Here is a 15,690-nt window from a genome sequence, read left to right as displayed (position 1 = left end):
GTTTTTCCCGAGAATGTTGTTCAAATCGGCAAAATCAACAACAAAATCGGGAGATTTTTCCCGAGAATGTTGTTCGAAACGTCAAAATTAGCAACAAAGTCGGGGAAAGATGACGGCTCTTGTTGCTTGACACAAGATTGGCGATATTTTATAATTAGCACGAACTTAAGGAGGTGATTGCTGTGAAACATGACAGTACGGGTTGTAATCAAAGTGCTAATACTGCTAATACCGTTAACACTGTTAGTGACGATTCAGACAGTGTTAGTAGTAGTACGGACGTTCCTCCTGAATATAAAAAAGCCAGCAATCGCCGCCAAAACGCTTGCGTTTATGGATTAGTTTATTAGGCTTACTATGTTTATTGGGCTTATTGGGTTTATTGTGCTTGCACAAAGTAACCGCAGAATAACCGCAGAATAACCACAAAATAACCGCAAAATAAACACAAACGCAAAATAGTGGTGATAAGCGGCTCTCGAAGAAAATACGCGTTCCCAGAGGACTTATCATGACAATATTTACAACATCTGGAAAAAACGGTGCCAGCGCGCAAGTGGACGAAAACACTCGTTTTTGGTCCGACATTATTGTGTGCGTAGGCATAATCGCGCTTTTTGGCGTAAGCGCTTTTCTTTTGCAGCGCATTAATCAGCCAATTGGCCCTAGTGGCATACCTTCCGCGGTTTCTACCGACCTTATTAATCTGCCATATTACACGCTTAGATCCGTGTTTCGCATGATGCTTGCGCTTATAGCATCGCTGATTTTTACTATTGTTTACGGGTCTCTTGCAGCCCGCAGCCGCCGCTTGGGCAAGGTGCTTATGCCGCTGCTGGATATTTTGCAATCCGTTCCAATTCTTGGCTTTCTTTCTGCTACAGTAACGATTTGGCTGGTGATTTTCCCAGGGTCGATGATGGGCGTTGAAGCCGCTTCGATTTTTGCGATTTTTACAAGCCAGGCTTGGAATATGACTTTCTCGTTCCACCGTTCGCTTTTAAGCGAGCCAAAGGAGTTAGACGAGGCCGTGCGCAGCCTGCAGCTTACTCATTGGCAGCGATTCTGGGTGCTGGATATGCCAAACGCAATGATTCCGCTGCTTTGGAACTGCATGATGAGCGTTGGCGGCGGCTGGTTCTTCCTTACCGCTTCCGAGATGATTTCCGTAAACAATCACACTTACGCACTGCCTGGCGTTGGTAGCTTTGTGGCGCAATCCGCCGCAGAAAACAAGCTTGGAAACATTTGGTGGGCCATTTTATCCATGATTGTTGTTGTGCTTGCAATCGACTTCTTCCTTTGGAAGCCGCTCACCGCGTGGTCGGAGCGATTCCGCATAACGCAAAGCGCATCGGACGAAGAGCGAAAGAGCGCGATTTTAACGCTGATTCGTCATTCGCATGCGGATGAAGTTGTTAGCAAGCTGTTTTCGCCTATTCGCGAGTGGCTGGAATTGGCTACTCGTCCGTTTGGGCGTACGGGCGCAAAATGGCCTCGTAAAGCGTCTGCCCGCAAGCTTGGCGATTTAATTTTTAACATCGTTACTATTGTTTTAATCCTTGCAGCGGCCGCGCAAATGCTCTACTTTGTGGCCGCACGCACGGGTTTGCAAGAGTTCGCCACGGCTGGAGTGCTGGGAGTCCTCACTTTTGCGCGCGTTGCCGTGCTGATTTTTGTTAGCTCGCTGATTTGGGTGCCAATAGGCGTGTATATTGGCGTAAATCCTAAGATTTCTCGCATTATGCAGCCTGTTGTGCAAATCCTGGCTAGCTTCCCAGCAAACTTTATATTCCCGTTTGCAATTATGTGGTTTATGGCTTGGCACATTGACCTTGGCTGGGGAAGTATTATTTTGATGGCACTTGGCACGCAATGGTACATTCTGTTTAACGTTATTGCGGGCGCTAGTGCGATTCCAGACGATTTACGCGAGATGGCAAGAAGCTTTAGATTAAGCCGCGTGCTTAAGTGGAAGACTCTTATTTTGCCTGCGATTTTTGGATCTTGGTGCACGGGCGGAATTACGGCCGCTGGCGGCGCCTGGAACGCTTCGATTGTGGCAGAAATCGTAGAATACGGCAAGAATCGAATGGCCACTCAAGGTTTGGGTGCGTATATTACAAACGCAACAACTGTGGGCGATTCTGTAAAAACTCTTGTTGGAGTAACAGTTATGAGCTTAATAGTGGTGTTAAGTAATCGACTGTTCTGGGCGCCTTTGCAAAGGTACTCCGCAAAAAGATACGTGTTGAATTAATTGAATTAAAAAGATTGGCAAATATTATGAACACTTTAAACAAAAACGCTGAATTGAATGCACAGAATTTGGCTTCGCAGAATTTGGCTTCGCAGTCTTCGATTACAAGCGACATTATTGACGCAAAGCACATAAGCCAGAGTTTTACATCGGATAGCGGCACCACTCAGCACGTGTTGCACGATATTTCCTTCACTCTGCAAGAGGGCGAAATCGTAGCAATTCTAGGGCGTTCGGGCGCTGGAAAATCAACCTTCTTAAGAACAATGGCAGGTCTGATTCAGCCTACAGAGGGAACGGTTAAGTATCGCGGACGCGAGCTTACAGGACCAAACCCAGGGGTTGCAATCGTGTTCCAAACCTTTGCTCTTATGCCATGGCTTACGGTTCAAGACAATGTGGAGCTTGGTTTGCGCGCTAGAGGCGTTAGTAAAGAAAAGCGCACGGAACTTGCTCTTGCAGCAATCGATGCAATTGGTTTGGACGGCTTTGAAACCGCGTACCCAAAGGAGCTTTCGGGCGGCATGCGCCAGCGCGTAGGCATTGCGCGTGCACTGGTTTTGCGCCCAGACGCTCTGTTTATGGACGAGCCTTTCTCTGCTCTCGACGTTCTTACGGCAGAAAACCTTCGCCAAGAAGTGCTTAAGCTTTGGTCTAGCGAAGAGCGCGATATTAAGTCGGTTGTAATCGTTACGCACAACATTGAAGAAGCTGTGCAAATGGCGGATCGCGTGGTTGTTTTGGGCTCGCATCCAGGTCATTTGATTGCAGACGTACAAGTTGATTTGCCTCGTCCAAGAGACAAGCACAGCGCGGAATTTGAGGCTATGGTCGATAAGCTTTACGCAATTTTGACTGGCTCGAATCCCGAAGGAGATGTTGAGGCAGAAAACGCGGAATCTGCGGCGGCTAGCGATTCGTCTAGCGCGGCTGCCGACTCTGTGCCTGCAGAGCAAACGGATGCGGAAGAAACCGAGGCCGCAGCAATCGCCGACATGCTTATTCAAAAGCATCACGACGCAGAAGTGGAAGCTAAGCAAAACGAAGAACAGGCGGAATCTGGCGAGGCAAAGCCAGAGCCAGTGGCTGTTCGATTGCTTCCAAACGCAACTCCAGGCGGTATGGCTGGTTTGCTAGACGTGATTTCGGAAGCCCCAGATGGCATTGATTTGGCCGATTTGGCTGCGGATTTGTCGTTTGAAATCGATGATTTGTTCCCACTTGTGGATGCTGGAACAATGCTTGATTTGCTTACGGCAGAAAACGGCCATATTACGATTACGCCAGCGGGCCAAGAGTGGCATAATGCCGACATTTTGCACAGCAAGCAGGTGTTTGCGCGACTTGCCATTGAACACGCGCCTCTTGTTCATGCGATTGATCAGGCTTTGAGCCGAAACCGCAACGGAAAGCTTCGCGGCGAGTTGATTTTGGATTTGCTTCGTAGCAAGCACACAGACGCGTTGGCTCGTCAGCAGTTTGATATTGCGATTAGCTGGGGTCGTTATGGTGAGCTTTTTGACTACGATGCCGACGACGATGAGCTAACTCGTACCGTTGAAACAGCGCCACTTAACAGCGTTGCGCGATAATGTTGCGCGCTAGTGTTTTCGGTAGTGTTTCGCTAGTGTTTTCGGTAGTGCTTCGCTAGTGTTTTCGGCAAAATCGCATTGCATAAATCTGTGGCAAGCTGGCCGCTAAATGTCCATTATGGAGCCTAAATTTATGTTCGTATGCTTTCAATAAGCGGATGCCGCATAGTCTGCTTATTAGTAGTCTAGTCAGCTTTTAAAGATTGGCAGATGGAAGCTCCCGTTAAGCAAACTTTTCGGGATGGATTATCAAAACGGGTAAAAAAGTGCAAAAATTATTGCAAAATCCCTGTTTTGGTTAAACTTGCGCTGATATGCGGCGGCGATGGAGGAATTATTATGGTGAATGCTGTAGAAGCATTTGATGCTAAGCATCTTAAGGCTGCCGAAGAAATCCCAGCTTTCCGCCCTGGAGATACCGTTGACGTTAACGTTAAGATTCAGGAAGGCAACAACACTCGTATTCAGACCTTTACTGGCGTAGTTATTGCTCGTAAGGGTGCTGGCGTTCGCGAGACTTTTGTTGTTCGTAAGGTTAGCTTCGGTACTGGTGTTGAGCGTCGCTTCCCACTTCATTCCCCAGCTATCGATTCGATTAAGCTGGTTCGTAGTGGTCGCGTTCGTCGCGCTAAGCTTTACTACTTGCGCGCTTTGCGTGGCAAGGCTGCTCGTATTGCCGAGCGTCGTGACAACAGCGCTGCTAAGTAAATTTATTTAGGTTAAGGATTTACATAAGGATTAATATGCATTCCGAAGACTTGCAAAATAGCGATAATCATATTGTTAATGTGGCAGGTCACGGCTTAAATCCTTCTCCTGTTCCACCCGAGCCAGAAGTTGAGCGTAATCTTGCTTCTGGCTCTGGTGTTATGAGCGCTTTTAAATTTGGCTCTAATCGTTGCAAAATCAGGGGAAATCACGTTTCTGGCAATGGCAATAAGGCAAAAACCGTAAAGCTTTTTAAAACTTCTTGGAAAGAGCTTGTTGCCTGGTACGTTTTGCCTATTGTTGTAGTGATTCTTTTGCGAATCTTTATTCTGGGCGTGTATTTTATACCGTCTGGATCTATGCTAGACACAATTCATATAGGCGATTACGTTGTTACATCTAAGTTGACTCCTAAGGTTTTTTCGCTAAATCGCGGCGATATTGTTGTGTTTGAAGACCCAGCTAATTGGTTAAATGGCGAAAGCAGCAGAGGCGGCATTCTTGCTGGCAGAGACTTAATTAAGCGCCTTATTGGGCTTCCTGGAGACACGGTTGAGTGTAAGGGAGACGGCGACCCGATTTTGGTTAATGGCGTTCCTGTTTTAGAGTCTGCCTACATTAGGCCAGGAGTAAGCCCGAGTGCTTTTCCGTTTAAAGTTAAAGTTAAGCCAGGCCACGTTTTTGTTCTTGGAGACAATCGCGCTAATTCCGCGGATTCTAGGTATCATAAAAACGATGGCGACGATGGCCTTGTGCCGATTTCTAAGATTGAAGGCGTGGCGTTTATGCGCGTTTGGCCGTTCAATCGTATGGGCATTTTTGAAAATCATGGCGACGCTTTTGATGATGTAAAAGCCAAGTCTGCAAATAAGTAGCGTAAGTAGCGGTGGGCAAGTGTCGTCAGTTATTCCATCTTTTGACTTTGAAAAAAATCTTTTGCAAAGTGGCTTCGATTGGGTTATTGGCTTAGACGAAGTTGGTCGCGGTAGCCTTGCTGGCCCAGTTATGGTTGGCGCTGCGCTTTTTAGTGCGCAAAAGATTGAGTCGGGGTATTTTCCGCAGGGTTTAGCGGATTCCAAGCTTCTTAACGCGCATAAGCGAGAGGGTTTGCTGGAGCCGCTTGAAAATTGGTGTGATTCTTTTGCTGTTGGGTCTTGCTCAAATAAAGAGATTGACGAGTGGGGCATTAGCTACGCTCTTGGTGTGGCTGCTATTCGCGCGATTAACGATGTTCAAGATCGCATGCGCTCTAGCCTTAAAGATGCGCGGATTGCTGCGATTTTGGACGGTCCTTTTAACTACATTGGCAAGGTTTTAGGCACTTTTGACGCGCCTAGTATGCAGTTTTCTGTAAAAGTTAACACTTTGGTTAAGGCGGATCAAAAGTGTGCGAGTGTTTCTGCGGCCTCCGTTATTGCTAAGGTTACTCGAGATTCGCTTATGATTGATTTAGCGCAAAATCCTAAATATGCTGCTTACGATTGGGCTAGTAACAAGGGCTACGGTTCTAAGGCGCATCGTGCTGCGATTTTACAGCACGGCGCTAGTGATTTACACCGTTTAAGCTGGCATTTGGGGTAGTGCTTAAGCGGCGTTTTGGCTGCGATTTGGGGGCGTTTTGGCTGCGTTTTGGCTGCGTTTTGGGGTAGCGCTTGAGCGGCGATTTGTCAGTTTGCGCTCGCCTCGTTCGGCGTGTTGATGCCTGGCGTTTAGCGTAATCTTGTGTGTTATAAAGTGTAATTGCAATTTGTTAGAGATTAAGTTTTTAAAGAGTGTTTTAAGAATTTTGTGTGCTGCTTAGAGTTGTTTTGATGTGTGATTGTGTTGATTGTGATTGCGTTGATTTTAGATGGTTTTTAGATGATTTATCGGTTTGCAAATTGTAGTTCTTTGATGGGTTTTATTAACAAGAAAAGGATAGTTAAATGATTAGTCGTTTCTTTGCTTTTGTTCCAGGTGTTAAGCATCTGGTTGCCTTAAGAGCGGCGTGTCTTGCTATATCTTCTCTTGCAAACATTGGCTTTGTGTATGTTTGCGTTGGCATTCTTTCGCCTATTTTGATTCCAGCAAAATACACTGGTAAATCTTTGCTTAGCTCCGTTGAGTTAACGTCTTACTTAATCTCCCTTGTTGGTATTTTGATTGTAAAATACATTGCTTTTCATCAGTCGTGTATTATTTCCACAGAAATCGGCACTCGCGTAGCTATTAAGCTTAAGCCTAAAATGTTGCGCTCTATGATTTCTCTTAGTGCTTCCAATCGTCTTAGCTCTAGCGCGTATTCTTCGATTTGTGTAAATGACGATATTGCTTGGGTTCAGCGTTGGGCTGGCTTGCTTTTGCCTCAGATTCTTGCCGCTTTCCCTATGCCTTTTGCGGTTAGCATTGCGCTGTTTTCAATCAACACTTATTTGGCAACTATTTGCCTGTTTGCGGCCGTTTTTTCTGCGCTGGCTCTTGCTAGCGCGCTTTATAACGTTCGCGCCTCTCTGCGCTGTTTATGCGCGTTTTTGGCCTATTTTATGCTTGCTGTTGCTGTTGTTTGTACCGTGTGGCTTCTTTCTGTGCGTTCTGTTGGTCTTCCTGCTGCAATGCTAACTTTGCCTCTTCTTATGCTAAGCGTGGATCCAATTCGCCGAGTTGCCAATTGCATGCACATTAAAAATCGTGCCGCTTTGGGTCTAAATAATATTGGTGATTTGTTTAAAAGCGTTGCAAACAGTGAAGATTATTCTTTTGATTCAGAGTCTTTATTAGAAGAATTAGACAGCAAAACAACATTAAGCATTCCAGATGGTGCTAGCAATGTTTCGCTGCACGTTCGTTGCAATTTTGTTAAGAATAATCAGCCTTTGCGAGCATCGTTTAACGTTTCTAGCGGAAAACTAAACATAATGCCAAAAGAGTATTACGATTTGGTAGCAAACAACGTGCTTAATGGTGTTACTTTTAGCTCTAAATCCGACGTTGCGTTGTCGTATAACGATAGTTACGCTCTGCCTGATTTAGGTTCGCAATCGCCGTTTGTGGCGTCGGATTTTGGTGATATTTCGGGCAATTCTTCTTACATAACGCTTAATAACGCGGAACCTGGTGCGTTGGCGGATCTTGTAACAATTGTGCGCAAGAATAGTCACCTGTTTTCCGCCACTTTGCGCGAAAACCTGCTAATGGCCTCTAAAAATGCCACCACTACGTCTATGTGGCAGGCGCTGGGGGCCGCACGCGTGGATGGCGTTGTTTACGCGGATTACAATGGTTTAGACTTGCGCGTTAACAATATTAATGTGGAAAATAAGCAAGACGTTTTTAGGCGACTTGTTATGGCGCGCGCGCTTATTCGCCGAACGCCAGTGTATATTTTTGACTATTCTTCCCAAGATATTAGTGCTAAAGAGGCTAAAAACCTGTGCGATACTTTGCGCAAAATCGCTAGAAAAGCTACGATTCTTGTGTTCTTGCCAAGCGATAGCTATGCAACTAGCGCAGATAATTTGGTTAAGGTTAGTGTGTTTAACGGTTCGCGCGCTGCGGCTGGTGTGGCTGGTGTGGCTGGTGGTGCGGCTGGCGTTTCGGGAGATGCGGCAAGTGCTGCGGGTGCGCAAGTCGCAAGTAACATCGCAAGTAATACCTCTGGTAAAGTCGAAAATATTGCACATAATAATGGCAAAAAATCAAATGTGTCGGCTTTAAAGAGGGCATTATTTGCCATTCTTAGCGCATTTTCAACCGCAATCAACATTGTTTGCGCGGTGCTTATTCCCGTTTGCGCAATCGCTGCAATGTTTGCAATTGCCAGCAGGCCGCTTTTTGGGCTAGCTGTTAAAGACTACGTTCTTGTGTTAGTTATTTGTGCGTGCCTTAGGTGCATAACGCTTGTGGCGTCTTTTGCGGGGCTGGATTTGCATCACGCTCACCTGCATAAGGCTGGCTTTAGTATGAGCGTTGGTATGGTTCTTTCGATTGTTCCAGCAATCGTTTTGCTATGCTACTTTAACGCGCAAATCGCGATTTTTGCGGCTGTAATTTGCTCGCTAATCGTGTTTATAATCCCAGGGCTGTTTAGGCTCAGTCTTAAAAACTTTATTAACAAGGTTCATCTAGATCAAAAAATGGTTGAGCTAGAAGTGGACGACGTGGAGCTTGGCCTAGAAGAAGTGCTGGCGTTCCGTCAGGGAGACCATTGCGTTAAGCGAGTTGTTGATTCAATGAAAAAGCTGGCTCAGCAGCGCGTTAGATTATCGCGCAAAGTGGGCAGAATGCAGGCAATTCTTATGTCTGTTGCGCTTATTGGCATCGCCAACGCAATCATGCTGGTTTCCAACACCATTCATCCGCTTGTTACTAAGAATCCGCAGTGGAACGTTGTGTATGCGGTTATGGCAATTATTATTCTTATTAGCCTTATCCAGCAGGTTCTAGACGTTGTTATTAGGCGTATTCCTTGGGTTGTGGATATTAATCATGCTGCGCAATCGTAGGGGGAGTGGGTCGCGTGAGTCGCGTGGGCTGCGTGAGTTGCGTGGTGTAGTGGGCGCGCGTTATAGCAGCGCACCAGTATCTAGAAGCGTTACGGCTTTTATGTGGCTTGTGCTGCTTGCTGTTCTGGTGGGCATTGCTATTGGCTTAATTCTGCCAAAAATCAACCAAAATGTTGGAAATATTACGGGCGAATACGTTGCAATCGGGGATGCTGCGCAAAAACTTAGCCAGCTAAAGGTGGGTAGCTCGCACGCGTCGGGCTACAACAGAAGCGTTTTTGGCTATAGAACCACCGACGAAGATAAAAACGGATGCGATGTTAGAGAAGACGTGCTTGCGCGCGATTTGATGCATGTTCGTTTTAAATATGCTGGCTCTTGCAAAGTGGTATCTGGGCTTTTGCGCGATCCATACACGGGGCTAAACATCAACTTTGTGCGCGGGCGTAAAACCAGTGCGCTTGTTCAAATTGACCACGTTGTGGCGCTGGAAAATGCTTGGCAATCTGGGGCATGGAAGTGGAGTCGTGCTAAGCGGCTTAAGTTTGGTAACGATATGCTAAATCTTCTTGCTGTGCAGGGGGCTGCGAATCAAGAAAAAGGCTCTGCTTCTGCGGCTTATTGGCTGCCGTCTAATAAGCCGTTTAGATGCGATTATGTGGCTAGGCAAATTGCTGTTAAGTATAAGTATGGGCTTAGCGTTACCAGCGCGGAAAAGCAGAGTATGGCGTCTGTTTTGCACGGGTGTTCTGCGCAGGCGCTGCCTACAAAGTAGTGTGGTAGAGCGGTAGAGTGGCGTAGTGGCGTGGCATCGACGTTCGCTGTGCGCATGTACTTCGATTTTCCCGAAAATGTTGCTCTAATTGGCGTGTCGAGCTACAAAATCCGTCAATTTTTCCCGACTTTGTACCATGTTTGGCCTAAATCACGTACAAAATCCGTCAATTTTTCCCGAAAATGTTGTTCTGAACGGCAAAATCTGCAACAAAATGCGGCGTTATGCAAATAAAAAGGTGCAAACCAAAACTGATTTGCACCCTTATGCTTTTCCAATCGATTTGATTAATCAATCAAATCATGTTAATGGCTTAAAGCTATTTTTAGGCTTCTAGGCTCCTAGTTTCCTAGTTTCCTAGTTTCCTAGTTTCCTAGGCTTCCTAGGCTTCCTAGGCTTCCCACTTAGTAGGCTCAATAACCTCTTTGCCACCCATGTATGCTTGCATAGCTTTTGGAATATCAATCGAACCATCCTCGTGCTGATGATTTTCCAAAATTGCCACAAGCCAACGAGTAGTAGCAAGAGTGCCGTTAAGCGTGCTAACTGGGCGAGTCCCGCCATCTTCCATGCGCTCGCGAACGTTTAGGCGACGAGCCTGATACTCCGTGCAGTTAGACGTAGACGTCAACTCGCGGTAGCGGCCCTGAGTTGGAACCCAGGCTTCGCAGTCAAACTTGCGCGCGGCAGAAGAACCGAGGTCGCCAGCGGCGGTATCAATGATTCTGTAAGGAACTTCCACTTTTGCAAGCATTTCTTGTTCCATTCCAAGCAGCTTTTGATGCTCGGCGCGCGAATCTTCCTGCTTGCAGTAAACAAACATCTCTACTTTATCGAATTGATGCACGCGAATAATGCCAGACGTGTCTTTTCCAGCAGCGCCAGCTTCTCGGCGGTAACAGCTAGACCAACCGCAGTAGCGCAAAGCGCCATTGCTAAGGTCAAGAATCTCATCTTCGTGCATGCCAGCTAGTGCAACCTCAGAAGTGCCAACTAGGTATTGGTCATCTGGTTCGCGCAGGCGATAAATCTCGTCTGCGTGCGAATTTAAGAATCCCGTTCCGCGCATAACTTCTGGGCGAACAAGCGTTGGCGTAATGGCAAGCGTAAAACCGTGCTCTTCTGCCTGGTCTACAGCCATTGTAAGCATTGCGATCTGCAAGCGTGCCACAGCTCCGCGCAAGAAGTAGAAGCGCGAACCCGCAACCTTTACGCCTCTTCGCATATCGATTCCAGCAACGCCAGTTCCAAGAGTTAAGTGGTCCTTTGGCTCAAACCCTTCCGCGGCAAAGTCGCGAGGAGTTCCAACCTTTTTAACAACTACGTAGTCGTCTTCTCCGCCTTCTGGGGCTTCGTCTTCTACAATGTTAGAAAGCTTCCACATTGCGGTTGTGTAGTCTGCCGTAGCTTGCTCGGACTGAGCCTTAAACTCTGCAACCTTTTGCGCTAGCTCTTTTGTTTGGGCTATGAGTGTTGCTTTTTCGCTATTTTGTGCGGCTGCAACCTTCTTTCCGATTGCTTTTTGATCGGCTCGGGCTGCCTCAAACGCCTTTAAACTTGTGCGGCGCAAATCATCTGCGCGAAGCACTTCATCGACTAGTTCCACAGACTCGCCACGCTTGCGCTGCGACTCCTTAACTATGTCGGCATGTTCACGAATAAATTGGATATCAAGCATGACTTCTAGCCTAGTGCCGCAAGGCGACAGATGCGCGCTCCGACCTGCCTTTTCGCTTAAAGCGTAGCGCGCGAACTACTTTCCGTGTTTTGTACGTGATTTAGGTCGATTTTGGTACAAAGTGCGGAGTTGTTTGACGCTTTTTGTACGTGATTTGGGTCGATTTTGGTACAAAGTGCGGAGAATTGCTCGCGCGGATTAGATGCGATATTTGCGCTCAGGTATTGGCTTTAATCGCACGATTGTGCGCGCATCGATGAATATTTCTTGCTCGGGTCGGCTCCCGTTTGCGGCCGCGTCGCGCATAAGATGCAATGTTTCGCCGTCCCAGCTGATTACGTGACCAATCGCGTCGTGATATTCGATTTTTTGTCCGCTGCCGTCGGTTTCTTGCGATCTGCCATCGGTTTGCAATCTTTCGCCGTCGCCTAATTGCGCAATTTTGTACGTTCGCACCACAATCCGCGCGCCAACTGGTATAAACTCTGGCAGAGTCTGCCGCCTAATTAAGCTGATCGTAGTGCGCCTCCGCGTTGTTTGTGTCTTTGCGTTATTTATTGTCGTAGTGACCTTTGCAATTGTGCTCTTCTAGCTTTATTGTGCCATTTTTAACGCCGTCAATCTGCGATTTCAAATATGCCTGATTTGACGGCGAGTAAAATGGGTCTAGCGAAAAATCTAACGGTATTCTCTTTTCACGACCAATCGTTTTGATAAACACGTTCAGCGCGGCGCTCATAGAGATTCCGAGTTCTTTGCAAACTCGTTCTGCGTTGAGTTTGTCTTCTTTCTTTGCTCGAAAGTTTACGTTTACTACGTCTGTTGTTGCTGTAGTCATCTGGTTCCTGCTCTATGTTTTTGTGGGGAGTTTTGTACTTTTGCATAAATGTATACGATAATTATATATGATGTAACGTAAATATCATTAATAATGCAAGCAATTGTTGCTGATTTTGCTGTTTTGAGCTTGCTGAAATCTATGGGTACACTACAGCAAGGTTCAACGAGCAGGTAAAAAATAACATAGAAAAGTTTGATAACGACTTTATGTTTCAGCTAAGCAAATCCGAGTTGGAATATTTGCAATCAAATTTTTTGACCGCAAATATTAGTTCTAAAAGCAGGTCACTTCCATATGCTTTTACTGAGCAAGGTGTCTATATGCTCATGACGGTGTTAAGAGGCGAACTTGCCACAATGCAGTCGAAAGCGCTTGTTAGAACTTTTAAGCAAATGAAGGATTATATTGTTGAGAATAAGGATCTTATTGGCGCGAACGAGTTAGCGCAGCTAACCTGCGCGAGCGATTTTCCGCTTTTTGTAGTTCAACACGCCGTGAATTAGCTACAAAGTCGGTAAAAACTTCCGCATTTTGTTGTTGATTTTGCCGACCAGAGCTACAAAATCGGGAAATTTTTCCCGATTTTGTAGCTGTTTCTGTCGTTTTATCGCGCGTAGCCGACCCTTATTTGTACTGTTATTGACAGTTGGATATGTGAAAGATAAAATTGAGAATGCTTGAAAACCTTAGGGTTTTGGGGGGCGGAAGTGCGAGAGCGCATCTGCCCCGATTTTTTTTTTGCTCCAAATGTTGCTGTACACGCTGAAATGGGAACAAACGCGGGCGCGACGACCAGATCAACATTTTCGGCATACATCAAATATCACTGTATCGTGATATAATTACTGGTATGATTTAACGCTTATAAGAGAAATCAGAAAAAGAAAGAGGGGTGAATGTGCCTGTAATTTCAAGGTTTTATGGGATTGTTATACGAATGTATTTTGCCAGTGCAGAGCATAATCCGCCGCATATTCATGCTATCTATGGCAACTATGTTGCTGCTCTAGATATTCAATTATGCAAAGTTATTGACGGATATTTGCCAAAACGCGCAGAGTGCATGGTGATTGAGTGGATGACAGTTCATAAAGATGAGTTGATTTTTATGTGGAATACTCAAGAATTTAAGAAAATAGAACCGCTAAGTTGATATGTGTAGTGAGCTAGCAAGTTGCTAAACATCTAAATATCTAAAGAATTAGTGCGTTAAAGCACGTTTGATGTAGCGATATTAGCTAGGAAGTAAGTGTAGCAAAGGAGAAAATATGAATTTCCACAAGATTAAAGATGTAAAAGCGTGCGCAAATATGATGCTCCTTGTGCATTTTGTAAACGGAATCGTTAAAGAATATGATGTGCATAATCTGCTGCGCAAGTTTCCAGCGTTTAAAGCATTGGAAGACGAAGGGTTGTTTAATAAGGTTGTTGTGGATACAGGCGGATATGGCATTATTTGGAATGATGATTTAGATGTTTCTTGCGATGAGTTGTGGAATAATGGCGAGCAGATTAAAACGCCATTTGACAATTTAATGTCTTTTGCGGATGCGAGTGATTTGTGGAATTTAAGCGAGTCGACCCTTAGAAAAGCTGTGTCTTATAAGAAGCTTGTTAAGGGCGTTGATGCTCAAAAATACGGTAAGCAGTGGGTTGTTACTCGTAGTGCGATGGTACGAGAGTATGGGAATCAAGTTGGTGCTTAGAGCAACATTCTCGGGAAATCCTCTTGCTTTGTAGAATTATATTTATGCGCTGATGCATGCTAGTTTTCTGCTAGTTGTTAGATGTTTGTGGCTTGCGATTGATTTTGTAATTTTGCTTGTGATTTATGGGTTTTGTGTCAGAAGTGTAGTTTTTGTTGCACGGCGCTAGGTTTTACGCACATTTTTAGGAGGGTCTTATGGTAGATGGGAATAAAAATTTAACGATTGCGGAATCTAAAAACGCGTCTGTTGGAATGATAATAGATGCTAAATCAATAAAAGAGAAAATCTACAACATTCGCAATCAAAAAGTCATGCTTGATTTTGAGCTTGCTGAAATCTATGGGTATGAAACGAAAAACTTCAATAGACAGATTAAGAATAACATTGAAAAGTTTGAGGGCGAAGATTTTATGTTTCAGCTAACTGCTGACGAGTTCAAAAACTTGAGGTGCAAAAATTTCACCTCAAGTTGGGGTGGCTCTAGATATTTGCCTTATGCTTTTACGGAGCAGGGTATTTATATGCTTATGACGGTGTTAAGGGGCGAATTAGCTGTTAAGCAAAGCAGAGCGTTAGTTAGAACCTTTAAGCAAATGAAGGATTATATTGTTGAGAATAAGGATTTTATTGGCGCGAACGAGTTAGCGCAGCTGGCGATTCAAACAAACCAGAATACTAAAGATATAGCGGAAATAAAATCTCAAATGGCAACGAAGGAAGATTTTAATAAGGTAATGGATAATTTTATTGATCCAGATACGTATAAACATTTTCTTCTTATGGACGGCAATAAAATAGAAGCGGATCTTGCGTATTGCAAAATATATAAATCAGCTAAGAAAAGCATTTATGTTGTAGATAATTATATTGGTCTTAAAACGTTGGAATTATTGCGGTTTGCTGGGGAAGGGGTTGAGATTGTGGTTTTTAGTGATAATGCTAGGAATAAGAATATGCTTACGGAAAGCATGTTGCATGATTTTGTAAGCGATTATCCTAGTGTTGATTTGAAGTTTAAGACTGCTGGTAGGAAGTATCACGATAGGTATGTAGTTATAGATTATGGGACGGATGATGAGGCTGTCTACCTTTGTGGTGCTTCGTCGAAAGATGCTGGCGGCAAAATCTCGACTATTACGCGGATAGAGTCTTTGAATTTGCGTTTGTATCATGCAATGTTTGATGAGTTGTTAAAGAATCCTGAGTTAGAGTTTTAGCGTTTTTGTGCGCTCCAATCTACCTTTGCGCTTTGATGTAGTGCGCGAACGACATTTCCGCATTTTGTACGTGATTTGGGTTGAATTTGGTACAAAGTGCGGAAGGTTGTTCCGCGTTTTGTACGTGATTTGGGTTGATTTTGGTACAAAGTGCGGAAAATCGCTAGCGCTGATTAGCTGCGATTTTTGCGCTCGGGCACGGGCTTTAGCCTTACGATTTGCATGCGCTTGTGGTTGATGGCGCGGCAAACCACAAGATGTTGTGGCTTCGCGACACGCGGGTCACGCAAAACACTTCGCCTACTACATAAAACTATTCGGTTATTATCGCGTATTCAATATATTTTTTTGCAAAAATCAATCATTATAAAAACTTTTACGCACTCAGCGATTATCCTGGGTTTTAACTTGCAATTCGTTCTGGGGGGG

General features: G+C 45.1%; 14 protein-coding genes and 1 pseudogene. 12 read left to right on the top strand and 3 right to left on the bottom strand.

Translation table 11 applies throughout. From position 1 onward, the window contains the following. The first annotated feature begins 182 nt into the window (after positions 1-182). From HMPREF3216_RS06555 to HMPREF3216_RS04660, 8 genes are all read left to right on the top strand, one after another. Positions 183-350 carry a hypothetical protein gene (locus HMPREF3216_RS06555; RefSeq protein WP_196485430.1) on the top strand — a complete coding sequence of 56 codons (168 nt, stop codon included), beginning with the start codon at positions 183-185 and terminating at the stop codon, positions 348-350. A gap of 161 nt (positions 351-511) precedes the next feature. Further along, complete coding sequence (locus tag HMPREF3216_RS04690) at positions 512-2,260, top strand: ABC transporter permease (protein WP_060787163.1); 1,749 nt, start codon at positions 512-514, stop codon at positions 2,258-2,260. Positions 2,261-2,286: 26 nt separating this feature from the next. Then, the gene (locus HMPREF3216_RS04685; RefSeq protein ID WP_060787162.1) at positions 2,287-3,852 is read left to right on the top strand and encodes an ABC transporter ATP-binding protein; all 1,566 of its coding nucleotides are present in this window, start codon (positions 2,287-2,289) and stop codon (positions 3,850-3,852) included. 339 nt (positions 3,853-4,191) lie between these two features. Continuing rightward, positions 4,192-4,560, top strand: coding sequence for a 50S ribosomal protein L19 (gene rplS / locus HMPREF3216_RS04680; protein ID WP_004127473.1), 369 nt, complete (start codon positions 4,192-4,194; stop codon positions 4,558-4,560). Between the two features lie 35 nt (positions 4,561-4,595). Further along, positions 4,596-5,435, top strand: coding sequence for a signal peptidase I (lepB, locus tag HMPREF3216_RS04675; RefSeq protein WP_060787161.1), 840 nt, complete (start codon positions 4,596-4,598; stop codon positions 5,433-5,435). 19 nt (positions 5,436-5,454) lie between these two features. After that, entirely contained in the window at positions 5,455-6,141 is a 687-nt protein-coding gene (locus tag HMPREF3216_RS04670; protein ID WP_060787160.1) for a ribonuclease HII, read from the top strand. Between the two features lie 344 nt (positions 6,142-6,485). Beyond that, positions 6,486-9,041, top strand: a complete 2,556-nt coding sequence (locus HMPREF3216_RS06460; protein ID WP_060787159.1) for a hypothetical protein — start codon at positions 6,486-6,488, stop codon at positions 9,039-9,041. 100 nt (positions 9,042-9,141) lie between these two features. Beyond that, positions 9,142-9,816: an HNH endonuclease family protein gene (locus HMPREF3216_RS04660; protein WP_230953862.1), complete on the top strand. Its 675-nt coding sequence runs from the start codon at positions 9,142-9,144 to the stop codon at positions 9,814-9,816. A 391-nt stretch (positions 9,817-10,207) separates the two neighbouring features. On the opposite strand, the gene serS is transcribed toward HMPREF3216_RS04660, so the two are convergent. The 3 genes from serS to HMPREF3216_RS04640 all read right to left on the bottom strand — a co-directional run bounded on the left by serS (position 10,208) and on the right by HMPREF3216_RS04640 (position 12,332). Further along, positions 10,208-11,494 (bottom strand): serine--tRNA ligase, encoded by a 1,287-nt coding sequence (gene serS, locus HMPREF3216_RS04650; protein ID WP_060787157.1) that lies wholly within the window; start codon positions 11,492-11,494, stop codon positions 10,208-10,210. 198 nt (positions 11,495-11,692) lie between these two features. Next, positions 11,693-12,010: a DUF6725 family protein gene (locus HMPREF3216_RS04645; protein ID WP_330986954.1), complete on the bottom strand. Its 318-nt coding sequence runs from the start codon at positions 12,008-12,010 to the stop codon at positions 11,693-11,695. A 34-nt stretch (positions 12,011-12,044) separates the two neighbouring features. After that, positions 12,045-12,332: a type II toxin-antitoxin system RelB/DinJ family antitoxin gene (locus tag HMPREF3216_RS04640; RefSeq protein ID WP_060787156.1), complete on the bottom strand. Its 288-nt coding sequence runs from the start codon at positions 12,330-12,332 to the stop codon at positions 12,045-12,047. 122 nt (positions 12,333-12,454) lie between these two features. Between HMPREF3216_RS04640 and HMPREF3216_RS04635 the strand changes: the two are divergent. From HMPREF3216_RS04635 to HMPREF3216_RS04620, 4 genes and pseudogenes are all read left to right on the top strand, one after another. Next, positions 12,455-12,787: pseudogene (locus tag HMPREF3216_RS04635) on the top strand (ORF6N domain-containing protein); the annotation flags it as partial. 446 nt (positions 12,788-13,233) lie between these two features. After that, positions 13,234-13,488, top strand: a complete 255-nt coding sequence (locus HMPREF3216_RS04630) for a DUF4160 domain-containing protein (protein WP_032819133.1) — start codon at positions 13,234-13,236, stop codon at positions 13,486-13,488. Positions 13,489-13,603: 115 nt separating this feature from the next. Further along, positions 13,604-14,041 (top strand): helix-turn-helix domain-containing protein, encoded by a 438-nt coding sequence (locus HMPREF3216_RS04625; RefSeq protein WP_060787155.1) that lies wholly within the window; start codon positions 13,604-13,606, stop codon positions 14,039-14,041. A 197-nt stretch (positions 14,042-14,238) separates the two neighbouring features. Then, positions 14,239-15,261, top strand: a complete 1,023-nt coding sequence (locus tag HMPREF3216_RS04620; RefSeq protein WP_196485425.1) for an ORF6N domain-containing protein — start codon at positions 14,239-14,241, stop codon at positions 15,259-15,261. Positions 15,262-15,690: the final 429 nt, after the last annotated feature.

Source organism: Gardnerella vaginalis (assembly GCF_001546455.1).
GTDB classification, from domain to species: domain Bacteria; phylum Actinomycetota; class Actinomycetes; order Actinomycetales; family Bifidobacteriaceae; genus Bifidobacterium; species Bifidobacterium vaginale_B.
Note: the sequence above shows the minus strand (reverse complement) of the source record. Positions and strands in the feature narration are given on the sequence as shown.